The sequence below is a fragment of the Sphingobacterium sp. UBA5639 genome (assembly GCF_002421245.1).
Lineage (GTDB): Bacteria > Bacteroidota > Bacteroidia > Sphingobacteriales > Sphingobacteriaceae > Sphingobacterium > Sphingobacterium multivorum.
In genome coordinates this window covers 1-18,111 of sequence record NZ_DIJR01000028.1, presented here as the reverse complement: position 1 = coordinate 18,111, position 18,111 = coordinate 1, and the positions used below count along the sequence as shown (strand labels likewise).

Annotated in this window: 12 protein-coding genes and 5 tRNA genes; 16 read left to right on the top strand and 1 reads right to left on the bottom strand. The window is 39.7% G+C overall.

The annotated features are described in order from the left end of the window. Positions 1 to 98 precede the first annotated feature (98 nt). Positions 99 to 617, top strand: a complete 519-nt coding sequence (locus B4Z90_RS16285) for a hypothetical protein (RefSeq protein WP_286752375.1) — start codon at positions 99 to 101, stop codon at positions 615 to 617. 178 nt (positions 618 to 795) lie between these two features. On the opposite strand, the gene B4Z90_RS16280 is transcribed toward B4Z90_RS16285, so the two are convergent. Further along, positions 796 to 1,959, bottom strand: coding sequence for a BamA/TamA family outer membrane protein (locus tag B4Z90_RS16280; RefSeq protein ID WP_286767379.1), 1,164 nt, complete (start codon positions 1,957 to 1,959; stop codon positions 796 to 798). A 326-nt stretch (positions 1,960 to 2,285) separates the two neighbouring features. Here B4Z90_RS16280 and B4Z90_RS16275 point away from each other — a divergent pair. The 15 genes from B4Z90_RS16275 (at position 2,286) to rpoC (ending at position 17,443) form a co-directional block, all read left to right on the top strand. Next, a tRNA-Thr gene (locus B4Z90_RS16275) sits at positions 2,286 to 2,358 on the top strand. Positions 2,359 to 2,384: 26 nt separating this feature from the next. After that, a tRNA-Tyr gene (locus tag B4Z90_RS16270) sits at positions 2,385 to 2,465 on the top strand. Positions 2,466 to 2,515: 50 nt separating this feature from the next. After that, positions 2,516 to 2,588, top strand: a tRNA-Gly gene (locus tag B4Z90_RS16265). 95 nt (positions 2,589 to 2,683) lie between these two features. Beyond that, positions 2,684 to 2,755: transfer RNA gene (locus tag B4Z90_RS16260), tRNA-Thr, on the top strand. Between the two features lie 72 nt (positions 2,756 to 2,827). Next, positions 2,828 to 4,012 carry an elongation factor Tu gene (gene tuf / locus B4Z90_RS16255; RefSeq protein ID WP_075991174.1) on the top strand — a complete coding sequence of 395 codons (1,185 nt, stop codon included), beginning with the start codon at positions 2,828 to 2,830 and terminating at the stop codon, positions 4,010 to 4,012. A gap of 163 nt (positions 4,013 to 4,175) precedes the next feature. Further along, positions 4,176 to 4,246, top strand: a tRNA-Trp gene (locus tag B4Z90_RS16250). A gap of 23 nt (positions 4,247 to 4,269) precedes the next feature. Then, positions 4,270 to 4,464, top strand: a complete 195-nt coding sequence (secE, locus tag B4Z90_RS16245; protein ID WP_028072657.1) for a preprotein translocase subunit SecE — start codon at positions 4,270 to 4,272, stop codon at positions 4,462 to 4,464. Positions 4,465 to 4,484: 20 nt separating this feature from the next. Further along, positions 4,485 to 5,030 carry a transcription termination/antitermination protein NusG gene (nusG, locus tag B4Z90_RS16240; protein WP_046672242.1) on the top strand — a complete coding sequence of 182 codons (546 nt, stop codon included), beginning with the start codon at positions 4,485 to 4,487 and terminating at the stop codon, positions 5,028 to 5,030. Between the two features lie 70 nt (positions 5,031 to 5,100). Beyond that, positions 5,101 to 6,708 (top strand): S41 family peptidase, encoded by a 1,608-nt coding sequence (locus tag B4Z90_RS16235; RefSeq protein ID WP_286802769.1) that lies wholly within the window; start codon positions 5,101 to 5,103, stop codon positions 6,706 to 6,708. 266 nt (positions 6,709 to 6,974) lie between these two features. Continuing rightward, positions 6,975 to 7,418: a 50S ribosomal protein L11 gene (rplK, locus tag B4Z90_RS16230; protein WP_028072660.1), complete on the top strand. Its 444-nt coding sequence runs from the start codon at positions 6,975 to 6,977 to the stop codon at positions 7,416 to 7,418. Between the two features lie 22 nt (positions 7,419 to 7,440). Continuing rightward, positions 7,441 to 8,139 carry a 50S ribosomal protein L1 gene (rplA, locus tag B4Z90_RS16225; RefSeq protein WP_046672240.1) on the top strand — a complete coding sequence of 233 codons (699 nt, stop codon included), beginning with the start codon at positions 7,441 to 7,443 and terminating at the stop codon, positions 8,137 to 8,139. Between the two features lie 2 nt (positions 8,140 to 8,141). Then, a complete protein-coding gene (gene rplJ, locus B4Z90_RS16220) occupies positions 8,142 to 8,660 on the top strand; it encodes a 50S ribosomal protein L10 (RefSeq protein WP_070566325.1) in 519 nt (172 codons plus the stop codon). Between the two features lie 78 nt (positions 8,661 to 8,738). Then, on the top strand, positions 8,739 to 9,116 hold the full coding sequence (gene rplL, locus B4Z90_RS16215; RefSeq protein WP_002992785.1) for a 50S ribosomal protein L7/L12: 378 nt from the start codon (positions 8,739 to 8,741) through the stop codon (positions 9,114 to 9,116). Between the two features lie 168 nt (positions 9,117 to 9,284). After that, the gene (rpoB, locus tag B4Z90_RS16210; RefSeq protein ID WP_115049452.1) at positions 9,285 to 13,094 is read left to right on the top strand and encodes a DNA-directed RNA polymerase subunit beta; all 3,810 of its coding nucleotides are present in this window, start codon (positions 9,285 to 9,287) and stop codon (positions 13,092 to 13,094) included. 71 nt (positions 13,095 to 13,165) lie between these two features. Further along, positions 13,166 to 17,443, top strand: a complete 4,278-nt coding sequence (gene rpoC, locus B4Z90_RS16205) for a DNA-directed RNA polymerase subunit beta' (protein WP_070566328.1) — start codon at positions 13,166 to 13,168, stop codon at positions 17,441 to 17,443. Positions 17,444 to 18,111: the final 668 nt, after the last annotated feature.

Below are 18,111 nucleotides of genomic sequence, written 5' to 3'. Positions count from 1 at the left end.
GCCTAGCTAATTTAACCGTATGTATTCAGTGGAATTAAACCTGATGTTCCATGTGAAAAATCATAAAATTTAGCGATGTTTGCAGCGAAATGAACTACATGCTTAAGTATTGGCGGCATTATTTTGTATCCCATAGTCGCCATGGGACCCATTCTCCTTTTGTTTATAAATTGGTAGACGAAGTGATCTATCAAAAGACATCCAAGGAGAGCGTTTCGGAATTACCGCAAACTATTCAAAACGGAAGCAAGGTAGAGCAGAAAAAGTATGCATTAATCGATCGGTTATTAAACACATTCGCTTACGACAATTTTAGTTATTGGGCCGATCGTCCGATCGAAAGTTATCAGAGTCTTCTGCAGGACCAATGCGGAAGCTATGCGTACCGACATATTTATTATATCGACCTGGACGATCTTGACCTGAATTTTTTGGGAAATGTTGGCGATCGAGATCTATTGATTATAAACGAACCCCATGTGTCAGCGAAAAGGGAAGCCTACTGGAACAAGCTGAAACAGGATAATCGTGTTGTGGTTACCATAGATCTATACCGAATTGGGTTGGTTTACTTTAGAAAAGAACAACGAAAAGAGCATTTTCTGATACGATTTTAGGCTACTGTTTCGACCATTTTTTGGCTGTCGATAGGCAGTCATGGGCCACGTTCCCTAAGGCATTAAATATTTTATCTGAAGTTTAAGGATACAGGAGAGGAGAGCGAAGAGGAACAGGTAGCTGTCATTCGGCAAGAATAAACAAGAGCATCCATATATTTATGGATGCTTTTGTTTATTAAAAAGCTTCACTTAGGGACAGATAGAAACCCGATTGTCGTTTTTCTCCAGGTCTTTGTTCGCCAAAGGAATAATCAAAGCGTATGCTGCTATTGTGTTCGAGACTAAAGAAATATCTTAAGCCACCGCCATAACTTGCGACATATCGGCTGCTATTTTCCTTGGAAAAGGTTGATCCTAGCCCTGAAAAACCAACAATACCAAAGCGTGGATGAAAGCGATAACGCAGTTCAGCTTGGGAGGCAAGGTAATTCTTGTCCCGGTAACGTCCGAGGTAATATCCGCGCATCATCATGTCTCCACCGAGCTCACGGTAGTTGTAAAATGGGACGGTTTTTCCAAATGTGGAACGAAAGATTCCTTGCAGGGCCAGTGTGACTTGGTTGTGCAGGGGAATAAAGCCACGCAGATCCACGTCGAGGTTTGCCCCCGTAAAATCAGTACTTGTCCATAACTTTGGAGCATAGGCCAGTCGCAATTTAGCATAATACCCCCTTGTTGTATAAGAAACGTTATCCCTATTGTCAAACAATTGCGAAATACCTACAAGTAGCTGTTGCCCGCCATGCTTTCCAATAAGATCGGAATGATTGAAAATACGATCGGCACTATCGCTACGAATGGTGAAGTTGTCGTATTGAATGTTGATGCCCGAATAGAGGTTGTTGCTGATTTTTTTCTCAGCTTCGAGTTTGACGCGAAATAATTTTTGATCAATGCGTTCTTCATCTGCCTTCCAGGTGTCCATACCGACGCCATAATAGTTAAAGGGCCAATTACGGTAACGCATTTCACTAATCAGATGGTAGTCGTTGTTTTTAGTCCAAAGATCTGTCTGCAGTTTGAAATTGGACTGACTATTGGATGTAAAGGTTCCCATGACCATGACCGTGGAGGTGCGGATTTTGGGATCAGATTTGTCCAGATAAAAATTATAAGCGCTCGCCAGGCCGTATTCAACGCCCGTTTCCTGCGCATAACCAACGGCCGGTAAAACCATAAAACTACCGGAACGTGTAGAATCTCTTTCAGCGGAAAGAAATTTTTTACTCAATTTTTGAATAATATTTTGAGCTTTCAATTCGGCCGATCCCATTAAAAGTACCGTAAATAGTACGGAGTATCGGGTAAGTTTTGAAAGTGATTGCGGTAAAATTTGCATGCCCAAAGATAGTATATTAGCCAAATAACCAAAACAGGTAAATATGCAATCAAAAATTATTGTGCTGCATATCAGTATAATTGCCAAAAACTGTCTTTTTTTTTTGACAAATATTTTTGTAAAGTGAGTTTTGTGTCTATCTTTGCATCAGCAAACAAGGGAACAACGGTTCAAAACAACGAAAGTTTGCTTAGTTCTTTAAATGAAAAAAAATAAAAAATAAACTTGCAGAAATCAAAAGTAAATTCGATATTTGCACTCGCTGAAAAGGTAGAAATACTTGGTCAGACGTTGATAGAATGTAAGTTTAAATAAAGATATTAGAAGCCTCTTTAGCTCAGCTGGTAGAGCAACTGACTTGTAATCAGTAGGTCATTGGTTCGATTCCGATAAGAGGCTCTAAATGTAACGAAAGTTACAGGTCTGGAGGGGTTCCAGAGCGGTCAAATGGGACGGACTGTAAATCCGTTGCTTCGGCTTCGAAGGTTCGAATCCTTCTCCCTCCACACTTTATTTTAATTAGGGTGTTAGATTTACTCTAGTTTCTAATTATTAAGCGGAAGTAGCTCAGTTGGTAGAGCGATAGCCTTCCAAGCTATAGGTCGCGAGTTCGAACCTCGTCTTCCGCTCAAATTTTTCAAGTATTAAATTTAGTCTCTATCTTCTTTGATAATAATGTATCTAAAGGTGGGGGCATTAATACGTAAATAAGGTTTTTTAGTAAGCCGAAGTAGCTCAGGGGTAGAGCACTTCCTTGGTAAGGAAGAGGTCGTGGGTTCAAATCCCATCTTTGGCTCGTACTTGTGTAAAAGTTAAGCAAGAGTATATAACAAATAGAAATAATTTATAATTACTAATTCGCATAAACATGGCAAAAGAGAAATTTGACCGTAGTAAACCACACTTAAACATTGGTACTATCGGTCACGTTGACCACGGTAAAACTACAACTACAGCTGCTATCACTAAAGTATTGGCTGATAAAGGTTTGTCAGAAGCTCGTTCATTTGATTCAATTGACTCTGCTCCTGAAGAAAAAGAGCGTGGTATCACAATCAATACTGCACACGTAGAATATTCTACAGCTAACCGTCACTATGCACACGTTGACTGTCCAGGTCACGCTGACTACGTTAAGAACATGGTAACTGGTGCTGCTCAAATGGACGGTGCTATCATCGTAGTTGCTGCGACTGATGGTCCTATGCCTCAAACTCGTGAGCACATCTTGTTGGCTCGCCAAGTAGGTGTTCCTGCGTTAGTAGTATTCATGAACAAAACTGACTTAGTTGATGACCCTGAGTTGTTAGACTTAGTTGAAATGGAAGTTCGTGAGTTATTATCATTCTACGAATTCCCTGGTGATGATATCCCTGTAATCAAAGGTTCTGCTTTAGGTGCATTGAACGGTGAGCCTGAGTGGGTTGAGAAAATCATGGAATTAATGGATGCTGTAGATAACTACATTCCAATTCCTCCACGTTTGACTGATTTACCTTTCTTGATGCCAGTAGAAGACGTATTCTCGATCACAGGTCGTGGTACAGTTGCTACAGGTCGTATCGAAAGAGGTGTAATCAACTCTGGTGATCCAGTTGAGATCTTAGGTATGGGTGCTGAGAACTTGAAATCTACAGTAACAGGTGTTGAGATGTTCCGTAAAATCTTAGATTACGGTGAGGCTGGTGATAACGTAGGTTTATTGTTACGTGGTATTGAGAAAACTGATATCAAACGTGGTATGGTTATCTGTAAACCAGGTTCAGTAACTCCTCACGATCATTTCAAAGCTGAGGTTTACGTATTGTCAAAAGCTGAAGGTGGTCGTCACACTCCATTCTTCAACAAATACCGTCCTCAATTCTATTTCCGTACAACTGACGTAACTGGAGAGATCTCTTTACCAGAAGGTACTGAAATGGTTATGCCAGGTGATAACGTTACAATCAGCGTGAAATTAATTTCTGCTATTGCAATGGAAAAAGGTCTACGTTTCGCTATCCGTGAGGGTGGTCGTACAGTAGGTGCTGGTCAGGTAACTGAAATTATCTAGTCTTTAATAAAGATTTAGAATCACATAGAATAAGCTAATCGACTGAGGTTGATTAGCTTATTTTTTCGATAAGCGATTTATCGGATTAAAATAAAAAAAAGTAAAAAAAGATTTGCAGAAAGTGGTTTAAAACACTATATTTGCATCACAAAATAAGAAATACACGGGCATAGTTTAAAGGTAGAACGAAGGTCTCCAAAACCTTTGGTCTGGGTTCGAGTCCTGGTGCCCGTGCTTATAAAAACAGATAAACTAAAATGGCAAAAGTACTTGATTTTTTTAAAGACTCTTATGTAGAGATCACTGAGAAAGTGACTTGGCCTACATGGTCTCAGTTACAAAGTTCAGCTGTTATTGTGCTTGTTGCGTCTCTTCTTATTGCATTGGTTGTCTTTGTAATGGATAAAGCTTCAAGTGTAGGGTTAGAATTCTTGTACGGTATTGCTTCTTAATTTTTCAATCGTATTTATTTATGGCAGATCAAGGTTTAAAGTGGTACGTAGTTCGTGCTGTAAGTGGTAAAGAAAAGAAAGTAAAGCAATATATTGATGCCGAAGTTAGCCGTTTAGGTATTGAGCACTTGATTCCTCAGGTGTTGATTCCAATGGAAAAATACTACTTGATGCGCGATGGAAAGAAAGTTGCTAAAGAACGTAACTACTACCCTGGTTATGTTTTATTGGAAGCAGCTCTTGACGGTGAGTTGGAGCACATCATCAAAAATATCAATAGCGTCATTGGTTTCTTGGGAGATAAAGCTGGTAATGCTGTCCCTTTACGCCAAGCAGAAGTGAATCGTATCTTAGGTAAAGTGGATGAAATGGCAGAACAAGGTGAAACCATTAACGTTCCTTACTATGTGGGTGAAACAGTGAAAGTAAACGATGGTCCTTTCAACGGATTTACTGGAGAGATCGAAGAAGTCCACGAAGATAAAAAGAAATTAATCGTCATGGTGAAAGTCTTCGGTCGTAAGACTCCACTTGAACTGAACTACATGCAAGTAGAAAAAGAGTAAGATTAGTAATTAACGATAGAGAAAAGCTTTTCATGAAAATTGGAAGGCTTTTTTTTGTATCTTACCATAAATGAAAAGGCTAGGTATTTATCTATTCGCATTGTTTTATGTGCTGACATTGCTGAGCTGTGCAAATGTCGAGAAGTATAATCGATTTATCGAGACTCCCCTGGCAGTGGAAGCTATGCAGCAAGATATCAACTATGTTGAGCGTAACTTATGGAAAATGCATCCGGACCTTTTTTTGTATATAGGGGAAGATCAATTAAAGACTAAGTTTGATAGCCTCCGTTCTACGATCCGCCAACCCTTACTGCCCAACCAGTTTCAGCTGGCATTAGCAGCTGTTCTGTCTCAAGTTCGGCAGGGACATATGACCTTAAGCCCACTTATTTCCAAATTTGACCCGAAAGGTAAGGATAAAGTACGTTACCAAAAAAGTAAGGGCCCCTTCTCACAATTGGGATTTCATTGGCAAGAAAATACATTGTATCTTTCAAAAAATGGAACGGCAGATTCAACGCTGATTGTCGGTTCAAAAATTCTAGCTATTGAAGGGATACAGCCACAAAATTTGTACACAAAATATCGCCCAAGCTTTACCTCGGATGGGTATAATACAACATTTATAGATCAGGCTTTTGAACGTTTATTACCGCGGTATTACCAATTGGAATTGGGGTATCGAGATTCTATTGCTGTGGTGTTTTCTTGTGCTGATAGTACGTATGAGCGGTTTGTTGTCAGAAGATTTGAAGCACCTGAACAGAAGGGAAAGGTCGGGACAAACCATGCGGCTACGGAAAAACCGAATAAAAAGCCTTCGGAAAAGAAGGATAAGCAAATCGAAAAGAAGTCCGATACGAAAAAGCAGCGCAAGATATTCGGCTATAATACCAATCTAAAAAGAATGAGCAAACAGCTCTCTTTCCCTGTCAAAGGCGATAGCAGTATTGCTTTATTGAAGGTGGTCGATTTTTCCTATGGGCGTCCAAAAGAAGCCTATAGAAGGATTTTTGATCGACTGGAGCTTAATTCGGTTCAATACCTGATCTTGGATCTTCGTGGCAATCTGGGCGGACGTTTGTCCGATGTTCGTGAACTATATAGCTATCTGGTAGAAGCGGATAAATTCCAGTTTGTTCAGCCGGCAGTGATCACCTCAAAGTTCAACTTGCCGTTTTATCAGGTAAAAGGATTGCCAGGCTGGTCTTATCCCGTTTTATCACCATTTATTATACCAAGTGCTGTAGTATCTTGGGCAAAGACGTTTTCCAAAGATGGGATAAATTATACCCATCTTACGGGAAGCAAAATTGAAAAATCAAAGGCGAATCGCTATCGCGGTGATTTATTTGTATTGATCGATGGCGGGACTTTTTCTGCAGCGAGTTTGATTGCTACAAATCTGAAAGTTGGGAAACGTGCTGTTTTCTTTGGTGAAGAGACTGGCGGGGCTGCTAGTGGTACTGTTGCGGGAGTTCTTCCTGTACTGAAACTGCCAAACTCCCATTTAAGGTGGCGCTTTGGCTTAATGGACGTGAAGCCTTATTATCATGTAAGCGAAGCTGGACGGGGTGTTATGCCGGATGTTTCCATTGTACGAAATGTTGATGATGTATTCAAAGGGAAAGATCCGGTATTGGATAAGGTGTTGAAGATTATTAAAAGGCAGTAGAGCTGATGTGACTTCGTTAAAACCGATTTTTTTAGCCTTAATTTTTAGAAAAGTGCTAAGATTATTTTTTGTAATAGGATGTCGGATCTAGGTAGGGATAAAAAAAACATAAATTCCTGAAAAATTAAAAGTTAGATACTTGCAGGATTCAAATCTTCTTATTAACTTTGCACCTCGGTTGGGGTGTTACGTCCTGGCCGATGAATGTTACGTTATTTGCTTCCAACTTACTAACAGACATTTAACAAAATTAAATTCAAAACAAAATGGCAAAAGAAGTCAGTGCGTTAGTAAAATTACAAGTTAAGGGCGGAGCTGCGAATCCTTCACCTCCAGTAGGACCTGCATTAGGTGCTAAAGGTGTGAATATCATGGATTTCTGTAAGCAGTTTAACGCTCGTACGCAAGACAAACCAGGTCAAGTATTACCTGTTGTCATTACAGTTTACGCTGATAAATCATTCGATTTTATCATCAAGACTCCACCGGTAGCAGTTCAGTTGAAAGACGCTGCTAAATTAAAAAGTGGATCTGGCGAGCCTAACCGTAAAAAAGTTGCGGCTATCACTTGGGAACAAGTTGAGACAATCGCTAAAGATAAAATGCCTGATTTAAATGCATTTACTGTAGAGGCTGCTATGAGAATGGTGGCTGGTACAGCACGTAGTATGGGTATTACTGTATCAGGTAATGCTCCTTGGAACAATTAATTAAGAAATCAATTTAAGAAAAGTGGCTAGATTAACAAAAAATCAAAAAGCGGCACTATCCAAAATTGAAGCTGGTAAAGCATACTCTTTGAAAGAAGCTTCGGCTTTAGTTAAAGAAATCTCATTGACCAAATTTGATGCTTCTGTGGATATCGACGTTCGTTTGGGCGTAGATCCTCGTAAAGCAAATCAAATGGTTCGTGGTATTGCAACATTACCTCACGGTACTGGTAAAACTGTTCGTGTTTTAGTTTTGTGTACTCCTGATAAGGAAGAAGAAGCTAAAGCGGCAGGTGCAGACTACGTAGGTTTAGATGATTACATCAGCAAAATTGAAGGTGGTTGGACTGACGTTGATATCATTATTACTATGCCTAGTGTTATGGCTAAAGTTGGTAAATTGGGTCGTATTTTAGGTCCAAGAAACTTGATGCCTAACCCTAAAACTGGTACAGTTACAACAGAAGTTGGTAAAGCTGTAACAGATGTAAAAGGTGGTAAGATCGATTTCAAAGTTGACAAAACCGGTATCATCCATACTTCTATTGGTAAAGCGTCGTTCGATGCAGATAAGATATATGATAACGCACTAGAGGTATTACAAACTCTAGCTCGTTTGAAACCATCTGCAGCTAAAGGAACTTACTTTAAGAGTATTCACATTTCCTCAACTATGAGTCCTGGTATTCATATTGAGACTAAATCAGTAGCAGGTATTTAATCATGAGAAAAGAAGAAAAACAAGAAATTGTTCTAGCTTTGGCCGAACAGATTAAATCTTACGGTAACTTTTACATTACCGATACTGCTGATTTAACAGTTGAAAAAATAAATGGCATCCGTCGCAAATGTTTCGAGCAAGGTATCGAAATTAAAGCGGTAAAAAACACGTTGATCAAAAAAGCATTGATCGAAGCTGGTGTTGACGAAGAAGATATTTTTGGAACACTAAAAGGTGCTTCTACAATGTTATTTTCTGAAGTTGCAAATGCACCTGCAAAATTGATCAAAGAGCTTCGCAAAGCTGGTGATAAACCAGTATTGAAAGCTGCTTACATTGAGCAAACCGCATTCGTTGGAGATAATCAATTAACTGCATTAGTTAATCTTAAATCTAAAAACGAACTTATCGCTGATGTTATCGCTGCATTGCAGTCACCTGCGAAAAATGTTATTTCAGCTCTTCAATCTGGAGGAAATACTGTTGCTGGCTTAGTAAAGGCTTTAGAAGAAAGAGGTTAACGAATCCTCTAGAACAGAAACATTCGTTACAATTTAATTAACAATTTTTATAAAGTACATTCAAAAATTCAAAATAAAATGGCAGATTTAAAACAACTTGCTGAACAGTTAGTTAACTTAACAGTAAAAGAAGTTAAAGAATTAGCTGATATCTTAAAAGACGAGTATGGCATCGAGCCTGCTGCTGCTGCTGTTGCTGTAGCTGCTGCTCCAGCTGAAGGTGGTGCTGCTGCTGCAGAAGAGAAAACTTCATTTGACGTTATCTTGAAAGAAGCTGGTGGTCAAAAATTAGCTGTAGTTAAATTGGTTAAAGATTTAGCTGGATTAGGCTTGAAAGAAGCTAAAGATTTAGTTGACGGTGCACCTAAAGAATTAAAAGCTGGTGTATCTAAAGACGAAGCAGAAGCTTTGAAAAAACAATTAGAAGAAGCTGGTGCTGTTGTTGAGATTAAATAATCTCAACTAATTAGCCCGAAAAGGTTTAGACTCTGACGATTTTTCGTCAGAGTCTATTCCTATTTATATCAATACGCCACTATGCTGTGTATATGCTGGGCACAGTGGAAAGGTGGTTTACAGCATAAGTGTAAGCGCAGTTTTTTTAAAACTAAAATTCATATTCCCTTGGCAAACAATAATATTCAACAAGAAAGAATAAACTTTGCGACAAGTAAGAAAGTATTGGAATATCCAGATTTCTTAGATGTGCAATTGGAATCTTTCAAGGAGTTTTTTCAATTAGAAACTACTTCTGACAACCGCCATCAGGAAGGGCTGTTCAAGGTATTCTCGGAAAACTTCCCTATTTCTGATTCAAGAAACATTTTTGTGCTAGAGTTTTTGGATTATTTCATTGATCCACCACGTTATGATATCCAAGAGTGTATCGAGCGCGGCTTGACTTATAGCGTTCCTTTAAAGGCTAAGTTAAAGTTATCTTGTAATGATGAAGAACACGAAGATTTCGAAACTATTGTTCAGGATGTATATTTAGGGACTATCCCTTATATGACTCCTAAAGGTACTTTCGTGGTAAATGGTGCAGAGCGTGTCATCGTATCGCAATTACACCGTTCACCAGGCGTTTTCTTTGGTCAAAGTAGACACACAAATGGTACTAAACTTTATTCTGCAAGGGTAATTCCTTTCAAAGGATCTTGGATCGAATTTGCAACTGACGTAAATAACGTCATGTATGCGTACATCGACCGTAAAAAGAAATTCCCAGTTACGACCTTATTGCGTGCTATCGGTTACGATTCGGATAAAGATATCTTAGAATTGTTCGATTTAGCGGATGAAGTAAAAGTTAGTAAATCTGGTCTTAAAAAATATGTTGGTCGTCGTCTTGCGGCTAGGGTATTGAAAAAATGGGTAGAAGATTTCGTGGATGAGGATACAGGTGAAGTTGTATCTATCGACCGTAACGAAATTATCCTTGAGCGTGAAACTGTTCTAGAAGAAGATCACATTGATTTGATTATCGAAGCTGGCGTTAAGTCTATTATCTTAGCGAAAGATGATGAATCAAACAATGCGGACTATTCTATTATATATAACACTTTACAAAAAGATACGTCCAACTCAGAAAAAGAAGCGGTAGAACATATCTATCGTCAATTGCGTAACGCTGAACCACCAGATGAGGAAACTGCTCGTGGTATCATCGATCGTTTATTCTTCTCTGACAAACGTTACGATTTAGGTGATGTAGGTCGTTACCGTATCAATCGTAAGTTGAAGTTGGGAACTCCGGATGATACGAAAGTATTAACCCGCGAGGATATCATTGCGATTGTGAAGTATTTGATCAATTTGATCAACTCTAAAGCTGAAGTAGATGATATTGACCACTTGTCAAACCGTCGTGTACGTACTGTAGGTGAACAATTATATGCTCAATTTGGTGTAGGTCTATCTCGTATGGCCCGTACAATCCGTGAGCGTATGAACATTCGTGATAATGAGGTGTTTACGCCGACCGATTTGATTAATGCTCGTACACTTTCGTCCGTAATCAATTCGTTCTTTGGTACAAACCAGTTGTCTCAGTTCATGGACCAAACTAACCCTCTTGCTGAAATTACGCACAAGCGTCGTTTGTCAGCTTTAGGTCCAGGTGGTCTTTCCCGTGAGCGTGCAGGTTTCGAGGTTCGTGACGTTCACTATACACACTACGGTCGTCTTTGTACAATTGAAACTCCTGAGGGTCCAAACATCGGTTTGATCTCCTCATTGGCTGTACATGCGAAAATTAACCACTTAGGATTTATCGAGACTCCTTACCGTAAGGTAAAAGGTGGGGTTGTTGTGGTTGACGAGCCAGTAGTATATTTATCTGCTGAGGATGAAGATGGTAAAACAATCGCACAAGCGAATGCTTTGTATGATGACAAAGGTAATTTCGAAGATGCGAAAGTGAAAGCCAGATATGAGGGTGACTTCCCAATTATCGAGCCTAATATGCTTGATTATATGGACGTTGCTCCAAACCAAATTACATCTATTGCGGCTTCATTAATTCCTTTCTTGGAACATGATGATGCCAACCGTGCATTGATGGGATCGAACATGCAACGTCAGGCCGTGCCTGTATTGCGTCCACAAGCTCCTATCGTAGGTACTGGTCTTGAAGGTCGTGTAGCGAAAGATTCACGTACATTGATCAATGCGGAAGGTCATGGTGTAGTAGAATATGTAGATGCTGATGAAATCAAAATCCGTTACGACAGAAACGACGATGATCGTCTTGTATCATTCGATGATGATGTCAAAACGTATAAATTGATCAAATTCAAGAAAACCAACCAAAATACATGTATGAACTTGAAACCTATCGTTAAGAAAGGTCAACGAGTTGAACCAGGACAGGTATTATGTGAAGGTTATGCAACTGAAAATGGTGAATTGGCATTAGGTCGTAACTTGAAAGTAGCATTCATGCCTTGGCAAGGATATAACTTTGAGGATGCGATCGTAATTTCTGAGCGTGTAGCGAAAGAAGACTGGTTTACTTCTCTTCACATTGAAGAATTCGAACTTGAAGTTCGTGATACAAAACGTGGTGAAGAAGAGTTAACAGCTGATATTCCTAACGTATCTGAAGAAGCGACAAAAGACTTAGACGAAAACGGTATTATCCGTATCGGTGCTGAAGTTGGTGGTGGTGATATCTTAATTGGTAAAATCACACCTAAAGGTGAGTCAGATCCTTCTCCAGAAGAGAAATTATTACGTGCAATCTTTGGTGACAAAGCTGGTGACGTGAAAGATGCTTCATTGAAAACTCCACCATCATTAAAAGGTGTTGTTATTGATACGAAGTTATTCTCGCGTGCGAAGAAAATGTCTAAAGAGGTTGAACGTAAAACTTTAGAGAAACTAGAGGTTGCTCACGATAGAGCAGTTAAATCATTGAAAGATCGTTTGGTTGAAAAATTATTCACTGTCGTGAATGGTAAAACAAGCCAAGGGGTATACAATGTCTATAAAGAGTTGTTGGTTGCTAAGGGAGCTAAGTTTACGCAAAAAATCCTGGCTGAATTAGATTACAACAACATCAACCCAATGGGATGGACAACTGACGAAGATAAAAACGAGTTGATCAAAATGGCTCTTCATAATTACAATATCAAGATTAATGAAGAGTTAGGTTCATTCAAACGTGATAAATTCGCAGTATCTGTCGGTGATGAACTTCCATCAGGAATTGTGCAGATGGCTAAAGTTTACGTTGCTAAAAAACGTAAGTTGAAAGTAGGGGATAAGATGGCCGGTCGTCACGGTAACAAAGGTATCGTTGCACGTATCGTACGTGATGAGGATATGCCATTCTTAGAAGATGGAACACCAGTTGATATCGTGTTGAACCCACTAGGGGTACCTTCACGGATGAACTTGGGACAGATCTACGAAACCGTATTGGGTTGGGCAGGTCAAAAATTGGGTGTGAAATTTGCTACACCTATCTTTGATGGTGCTGAAATGGATCAAGTACAAGATTGGGTTGCGAAAGCTGGCCTACCAAAATCTGGACGTACATACTTGTACAACGGATTGACAGGTGACCGTTTCGATCAACCGACGACAGTGGGTGTAATCTACATGTTGAAATTAGGTCACATGGTTGATGATAAAATGCACGCACGTTCAATCGGTCCGTACTCATTGATCACACAACAACCTCTGGGTGGTAAAGCGCAATTCGGTGGTCAACGTTTCGGTGAGATGGAGGTTTGGGCATTGGAAGCATTCGGTGCGTCTAACATCCTTCAAGAAATCTTGACTGTGAAATCGGATGACGTGGTTGGTCGTGCCAAAACTTACGAGGCAATCGTAAAAGGTAACAACCTTCCGACACCATCGGTACCAGAATCGTTCAACGTATTGGTACACGAGTTACGTGGATTGGGTCTAGATATCACATTGGATTAATTAAGCAAATAGGGCTTTGAAGGGCTCAGTCCTTCAAAGCTTCTTTATAAAGCTTTAACTTTTGAATAAGTATGTCTTACAAAAAAGATAATAAAATTAAAAGCAACTTCACTTCGATTACGATCAGCTTGGCTTCTCCAGAAACTATTTTGGAACGCTCAAGTGGTGAAGTTACAAAACCGGAAACGATTAACTATCGTACCTACAAACCAGAACGTGACGGTTTATTCTGTGAGCGCATTTTTGGTCCTGTGAAGGACTACGAATGTCACTGTGGTAAATACAAACGTATCCGTTATAAAGGTATCGTATGTGACCGTTGTGGTGTTGAAGTAACTGAGAAAAAAGTACGTCGTGAGCGTATGGGACACATCAATTTGGTTGTTCCTGTTGCACACATCTGGTACTTCCGTTCTCTTCCTAATAAAATTGGTTATTTATTGGGACTTCCTACCAAGAAATTGGATATGATCATTTACTACGAACGTTATGTGGTTATCCAAGCTGGTATTAAAGAAGAAGATGGTATCAACTTTATGGACTTCTTGACTGAAGAAGAATATTTAGATATTTTAGATACCTTACCAAAAGAAAATCAATATTTAGACGATAACGATCCTCAAAAATTCGTTGCCAAGATGGGTGCTGAGGCGTTAGAAGATTTGTTGAAACGTATTGATTTGGATCAATTGTCATACGATTTACGTCACCAAGCTGCTAACGAAACTTCTCAACAACGTAAAAATGAAGCGTTAAAACGCCTTCATGTGGTTGAGGCTTTCCGTAGTTCACGTGAAAATATCGAGAATCGTCCAGAATGGATGATTGTGAAAATCGTTCCAATCATTCCACCTGAATTACGTCCTTTAGTGCCTTTGGATGGTGGTCGTTTTGCGACTTCGGATTTGAATGACTTATATCGTCGTGTGATTATCCGTAACAACCGTCTAAAACGTTTGATCGAAATCAAGGCTCCTGAAGTAATCTTACGTAACGAAAAACGTATGCTTCAAGAAGCGGTAGACTCTTTGTTTGACAACTCACGTAAAGTGAACGCTGTTAAGACAGAAGGTAACCGTGCATTGAAGTCTTTATCTGATATTTTGAAAGGTAAACAAGGTCGTTTCCGTCAAAACTTGTTAGGTAAGCGTGTGGATTATTCGGCTCGTTCGGTAATTGTTGTAGGTCCTCACTTGAAATTACACGAGTGTGGTCTTCCTAAAGATATGGCTGCAGAACTTTACAAACCGTTTATCATTCGTAAGATGATCGAGCGTGGTATTGTAAAAACAGTAAAATCAGCTAAAAAAATCGTTGATCGTAAAGATCCTGTGGTATGGGATATCCTTGAAAATGTATTGAAAGGTCACCCTGTATTGCTAAACCGTGCACCTACGCTTCACCGTTTGGGTATTCAGGCTTTCCAACCTACATTAGTAGAGGGTAAAGCTATTCAATTACACCCATTAGTGTGTACAGCGTTCAACGCCGATTTTGACGGTGACCAGATGGCAGTCCACTTACCGCTTGGTAATGCTGCAGTTTTGGAAGCCCAAATCTTAATGTTAGGTGCGCACAATATCTTAAACCCTGCGAATGGTTCTCCAATCACAGTGCCATCTCAAGACATGGTATTGGGTCTTTACTATATTACTAAAGGCCGTAGAACTGCTGGCGATCACATCGTAAGAGGTCAAGATATGACTTTCTATTCGGCTGAAGAGGTTATCATCGCTTTAAATGAGAAGCAAATTGACCTTCACGCTTGGATTAAAGTAAAAACAAAAGTTAGACAAAAAGATGGTAGCATCGTTGATACCTTATTAGAAACAACTGTAGGTCGTGTGATCTTCAACCAAGTTGTTCCTGACGAAATGGGATTTGTCAATGAATTGCTTACGAAAAAATCTTTGCGTAATATCATCGGTGAAATTGTGAAGACTACGGGTATGGCCCGTGCAGCACAGTTCTTGGATGATATGAAAGAATTGGGATATCAAACGGCCTTCAAAGGTGGTCTTTCGTTCAACTTGGAAGATTTGAACATTCCTGCTGCGAAAGCTGAATTGATTCAACAAGCAACTAACGAGGTTGAAGAAGTAATGAATAACTATAACATGGGTTTCATTACAAACAACGAACGTTACAACCAAATCATCGATATCTGGACGCGTATCAACAACAGATTGACGGCACACGTTATGGATATTCTTTCGAATGATAACCAAGGATTCAACTCAGTTTACATGATGTTGGATTCTGGAGCCCGTGGTTCGAAAGAGCAGATCCGTCAGTTATGTGGTATGCGTGGTTTGATGGCGAAACCTCAAAAATCAGGTACTTCTGGTGGTGAGATTATCGAAAACCCGATCTTGTCAAACTTTAAAGAAGGTTTGTCCGTATTGGAGTACTTTATCTCTACCCACGGTGCGCGTAAAGGTCTTGCCGATACAGCATTGAAAACAGCGGATGCGGGTTACTTGACACGTCGTTTACATGACGTAGCGCAAGATATGATCGTTGTGGAACAAGATTGTGGTGGTTTACGTGGTATTTATACAACAGCATTGAAAGATAATGATGATGTTGTTGAACCATTGTTCGATCGTATTTTGGGTCGTACACCATTGCATGATGTTCTTCATCCGGATACTGACGAATTGATCGTTTCTGCAAATGAAGATATCACTGAGGAAATTGCCGAAACTATCGAAAAAGCAGGTATCGAAGGAATTGAGATTCGTACGGTATTAACTTGTGAGTCTAAGCGTGGTGTTTGTGCTTGTTGTTACGGACGTAACTTGGCGTCAGGTAAGCGTGTTCAGTTAGGTGAAGCTGTGGGTGTTATCGCCGCTCAATCAATTGGTGAGCCAGGTACACAGTTGACACTTCGTACATTCCACGTGGGTGGTACGGCATCGAACATTGCTGCTGATTCAAGTATCATTTCTAAATACGATGGTAAAATCGAATTTGAAAACGTACGTACTGTTTCTCAAACAAACGATAATGGCACACATCAGGTAGTCTTAGGACGTTCTGGTGAGGTTAAGATCATTGATGCACATAATAAAATCGTATTCCAACAAAATATCCCTTATGGTTCACAGTTGTTCGTTGAGGATGGCGGTACAGTAGCTAAAGGCGATAAATTGGTCGAATGGGATCCATATAATGCAGTAATTATTTCTGAATTTGCTGGTAAAGTTGAATTTGACGCAATTATCGAAGGTGTTACCTTCCGTGAAGAGTCAGATGAGCAAACTGGTCACAAAGAGAAGGTAATTATTGAAACACGTGATAAAACGAAAAACCCATCCATCAAGATTCTTGATAAATCGGGAGAGGTTATTCGTACCTACAATATCCCGGTAGGCGCCCACGTTGCAGTTGCTAATGGTGTAACAGTGAAAGAAGGTGGTATCCTCGTTAAAATCCCTCGTTCTACAGGTAAAACGCGAGATATCACAGGTGGTCTACCACGTGTAACGGAGTTATTCGAAGCACGTAACCCTTCTAACCCTGCTGTAGTAACAGAAATCGACGGTGTGGTAACATTGGGTGGTGTGAAACGTGGTAACCGTGAGATGTCTATCGAGTCTCGTGATGGTCAAATCAAGAAATACTTGGTACCTCTTTCTAAACATATCCTTGTTCAGGATAATGACTTTGTGAAAGCTGGTATGCCATTATCAGATGGTTCGATCTCTCCTGCGGATATCTTGTCGATCAAAGGTCCATCAGCAGTGCAACATTACATTGTGAATGGTATCCAAGAGGTATACCGTCTGCAAGGTGTGAAGATCAACGATAAACACTTCGAGACGATCGTTCACCAAATGATGCAAAAAGTTAACATCGAAGATCCAGGAGATACTCGTTTCTTAGAAAAAGAAGCCGTTAACAAATGGGATTTCATGGAAGAAAATGATTCTTTGTTTGACAAGAAAGTTGTTGTTGATGCAGGGGACTCTAATAATTTACGTCCGGGACAAATTGTTTCTTTACGTAAGTTGAGAGAAGAGAACTCTAGTCTGAAACGTCGTGACTTAAAACTTGTTGAAGTTCGTGAAGCAATTCCGGCTACTTCAAGTCCATTGTTGCAAGGTATTACCAGAGCTTCATTGGGTACGAAATCGTTCATCTCTGCTGCCTCTTTCCAAGAGACTACAAAAGTGTTGAACGAGGCTGCTATCGCAGGTAAACGTGATAACTTATTAGGTTTGAAAGAAAACGTAATTGTTGGTCACTTGATCCCTTCTGGTACAGGTATCCGTCAATACAGCAATTTAATCGTGGGCTCTCGCGAGGAGTACGATCAATTGTTGGCTTCGAAAGAAGAAGATTAATCGTTACTCGATTATTTTATATAGGAAGGTCCAGACATTCGTCTGGACCTTTTTTGTTTCGATAACGACCTTATATGATATTGAAGAAGGTCGTAAAATATATTTAGCTTGCTTTTTTAGCGGTGAAATTGCTTGTTAAGGAAGGGGGCGAACTGAAATTTATAGCAAGCAGCTTGGCCGTTTAATTGGTTAATTTTACCTGATAGGACGGTTTAAAGCATAGCTATCTTAAATGAATCGTTCAATGTTACAGTTAGTTAACTTTAATATTAAAAAATAATAAACAAAAGGCTTGGAAGTTTGTTAGTAAACTCCCTATCTTTGCACCACTCCGCAAGGGAGGGACGGTTACTTCGAGAGAAGGAGCCATGAAAAAAGAAGGGTTTAAGAGAAGTCTGGCAGGATTTAAAATCCCGCTCAGTTTATTTTAAACGCGGAAATCGAAAAAAGGGAAAAGAAAAAAAACTTCAAAAAGTTTTTGGAAGTTCAGAAAAGATTTCTACCTTTGCAGTCCCAACGGAAACGAAGGGAAAAACAAAACGATAAAGAGGGGCGCAATGCCTATCGGAATAAAGCGGATACGGAAGTTGAAGCGAGAAAAGTTCTTTAAGAAAACACAATCATGTAAGCGTGACGAGTAGACAAACGAAAGTCATGAACAAATTCAA

What these genes read in the sequence shown, in the direction of transcription:
- B4Z90_RS16285 (WP_286752375.1), top strand. Translation starts at nt 99, where the DNA reads ATGCTTAAGTATTGGCGGCATTATTTTGTATCCCATAGTCGCCATGGG.
- B4Z90_RS16280 (WP_286767379.1), bottom strand. Translation starts at nt 1,959, where the DNA reads ATGCAAATTTTACCGCAATCACTTTCAAAACTTACCCGATACTCCGTA.
- tuf (WP_075991174.1), top strand. Translation starts at nt 2,828, where the DNA reads ATGGCAAAAGAGAAATTTGACCGTAGTAAACCACACTTAAACATTGGT.
- secE (WP_028072657.1), top strand. Translation starts at nt 4,270, where the DNA reads ATGGCAAAAGTACTTGATTTTTTTAAAGACTCTTATGTAGAGATCACT.
- nusG (WP_046672242.1), top strand. Translation starts at nt 4,485, where the DNA reads ATGGCAGATCAAGGTTTAAAGTGGTACGTAGTTCGTGCTGTAAGTGGT.
- B4Z90_RS16235 (WP_286802769.1), top strand. Translation starts at nt 5,101, where the DNA reads ATGAAAAGGCTAGGTATTTATCTATTCGCATTGTTTTATGTGCTGACA.
- rplK (WP_028072660.1), top strand. Translation starts at nt 6,975, where the DNA reads ATGGCAAAAGAAGTCAGTGCGTTAGTAAAATTACAAGTTAAGGGCGGA.
- rplJ (WP_070566325.1), top strand. Translation starts at nt 8,142, where the DNA reads ATGAGAAAAGAAGAAAAACAAGAAATTGTTCTAGCTTTGGCCGAACAG.
- rplL (WP_002992785.1), top strand. Translation starts at nt 8,739, where the DNA reads ATGGCAGATTTAAAACAACTTGCTGAACAGTTAGTTAACTTAACAGTA.
- rpoC (WP_070566328.1), top strand. Translation starts at nt 13,166, where the DNA reads ATGTCTTACAAAAAAGATAATAAAATTAAAAGCAACTTCACTTCGATT.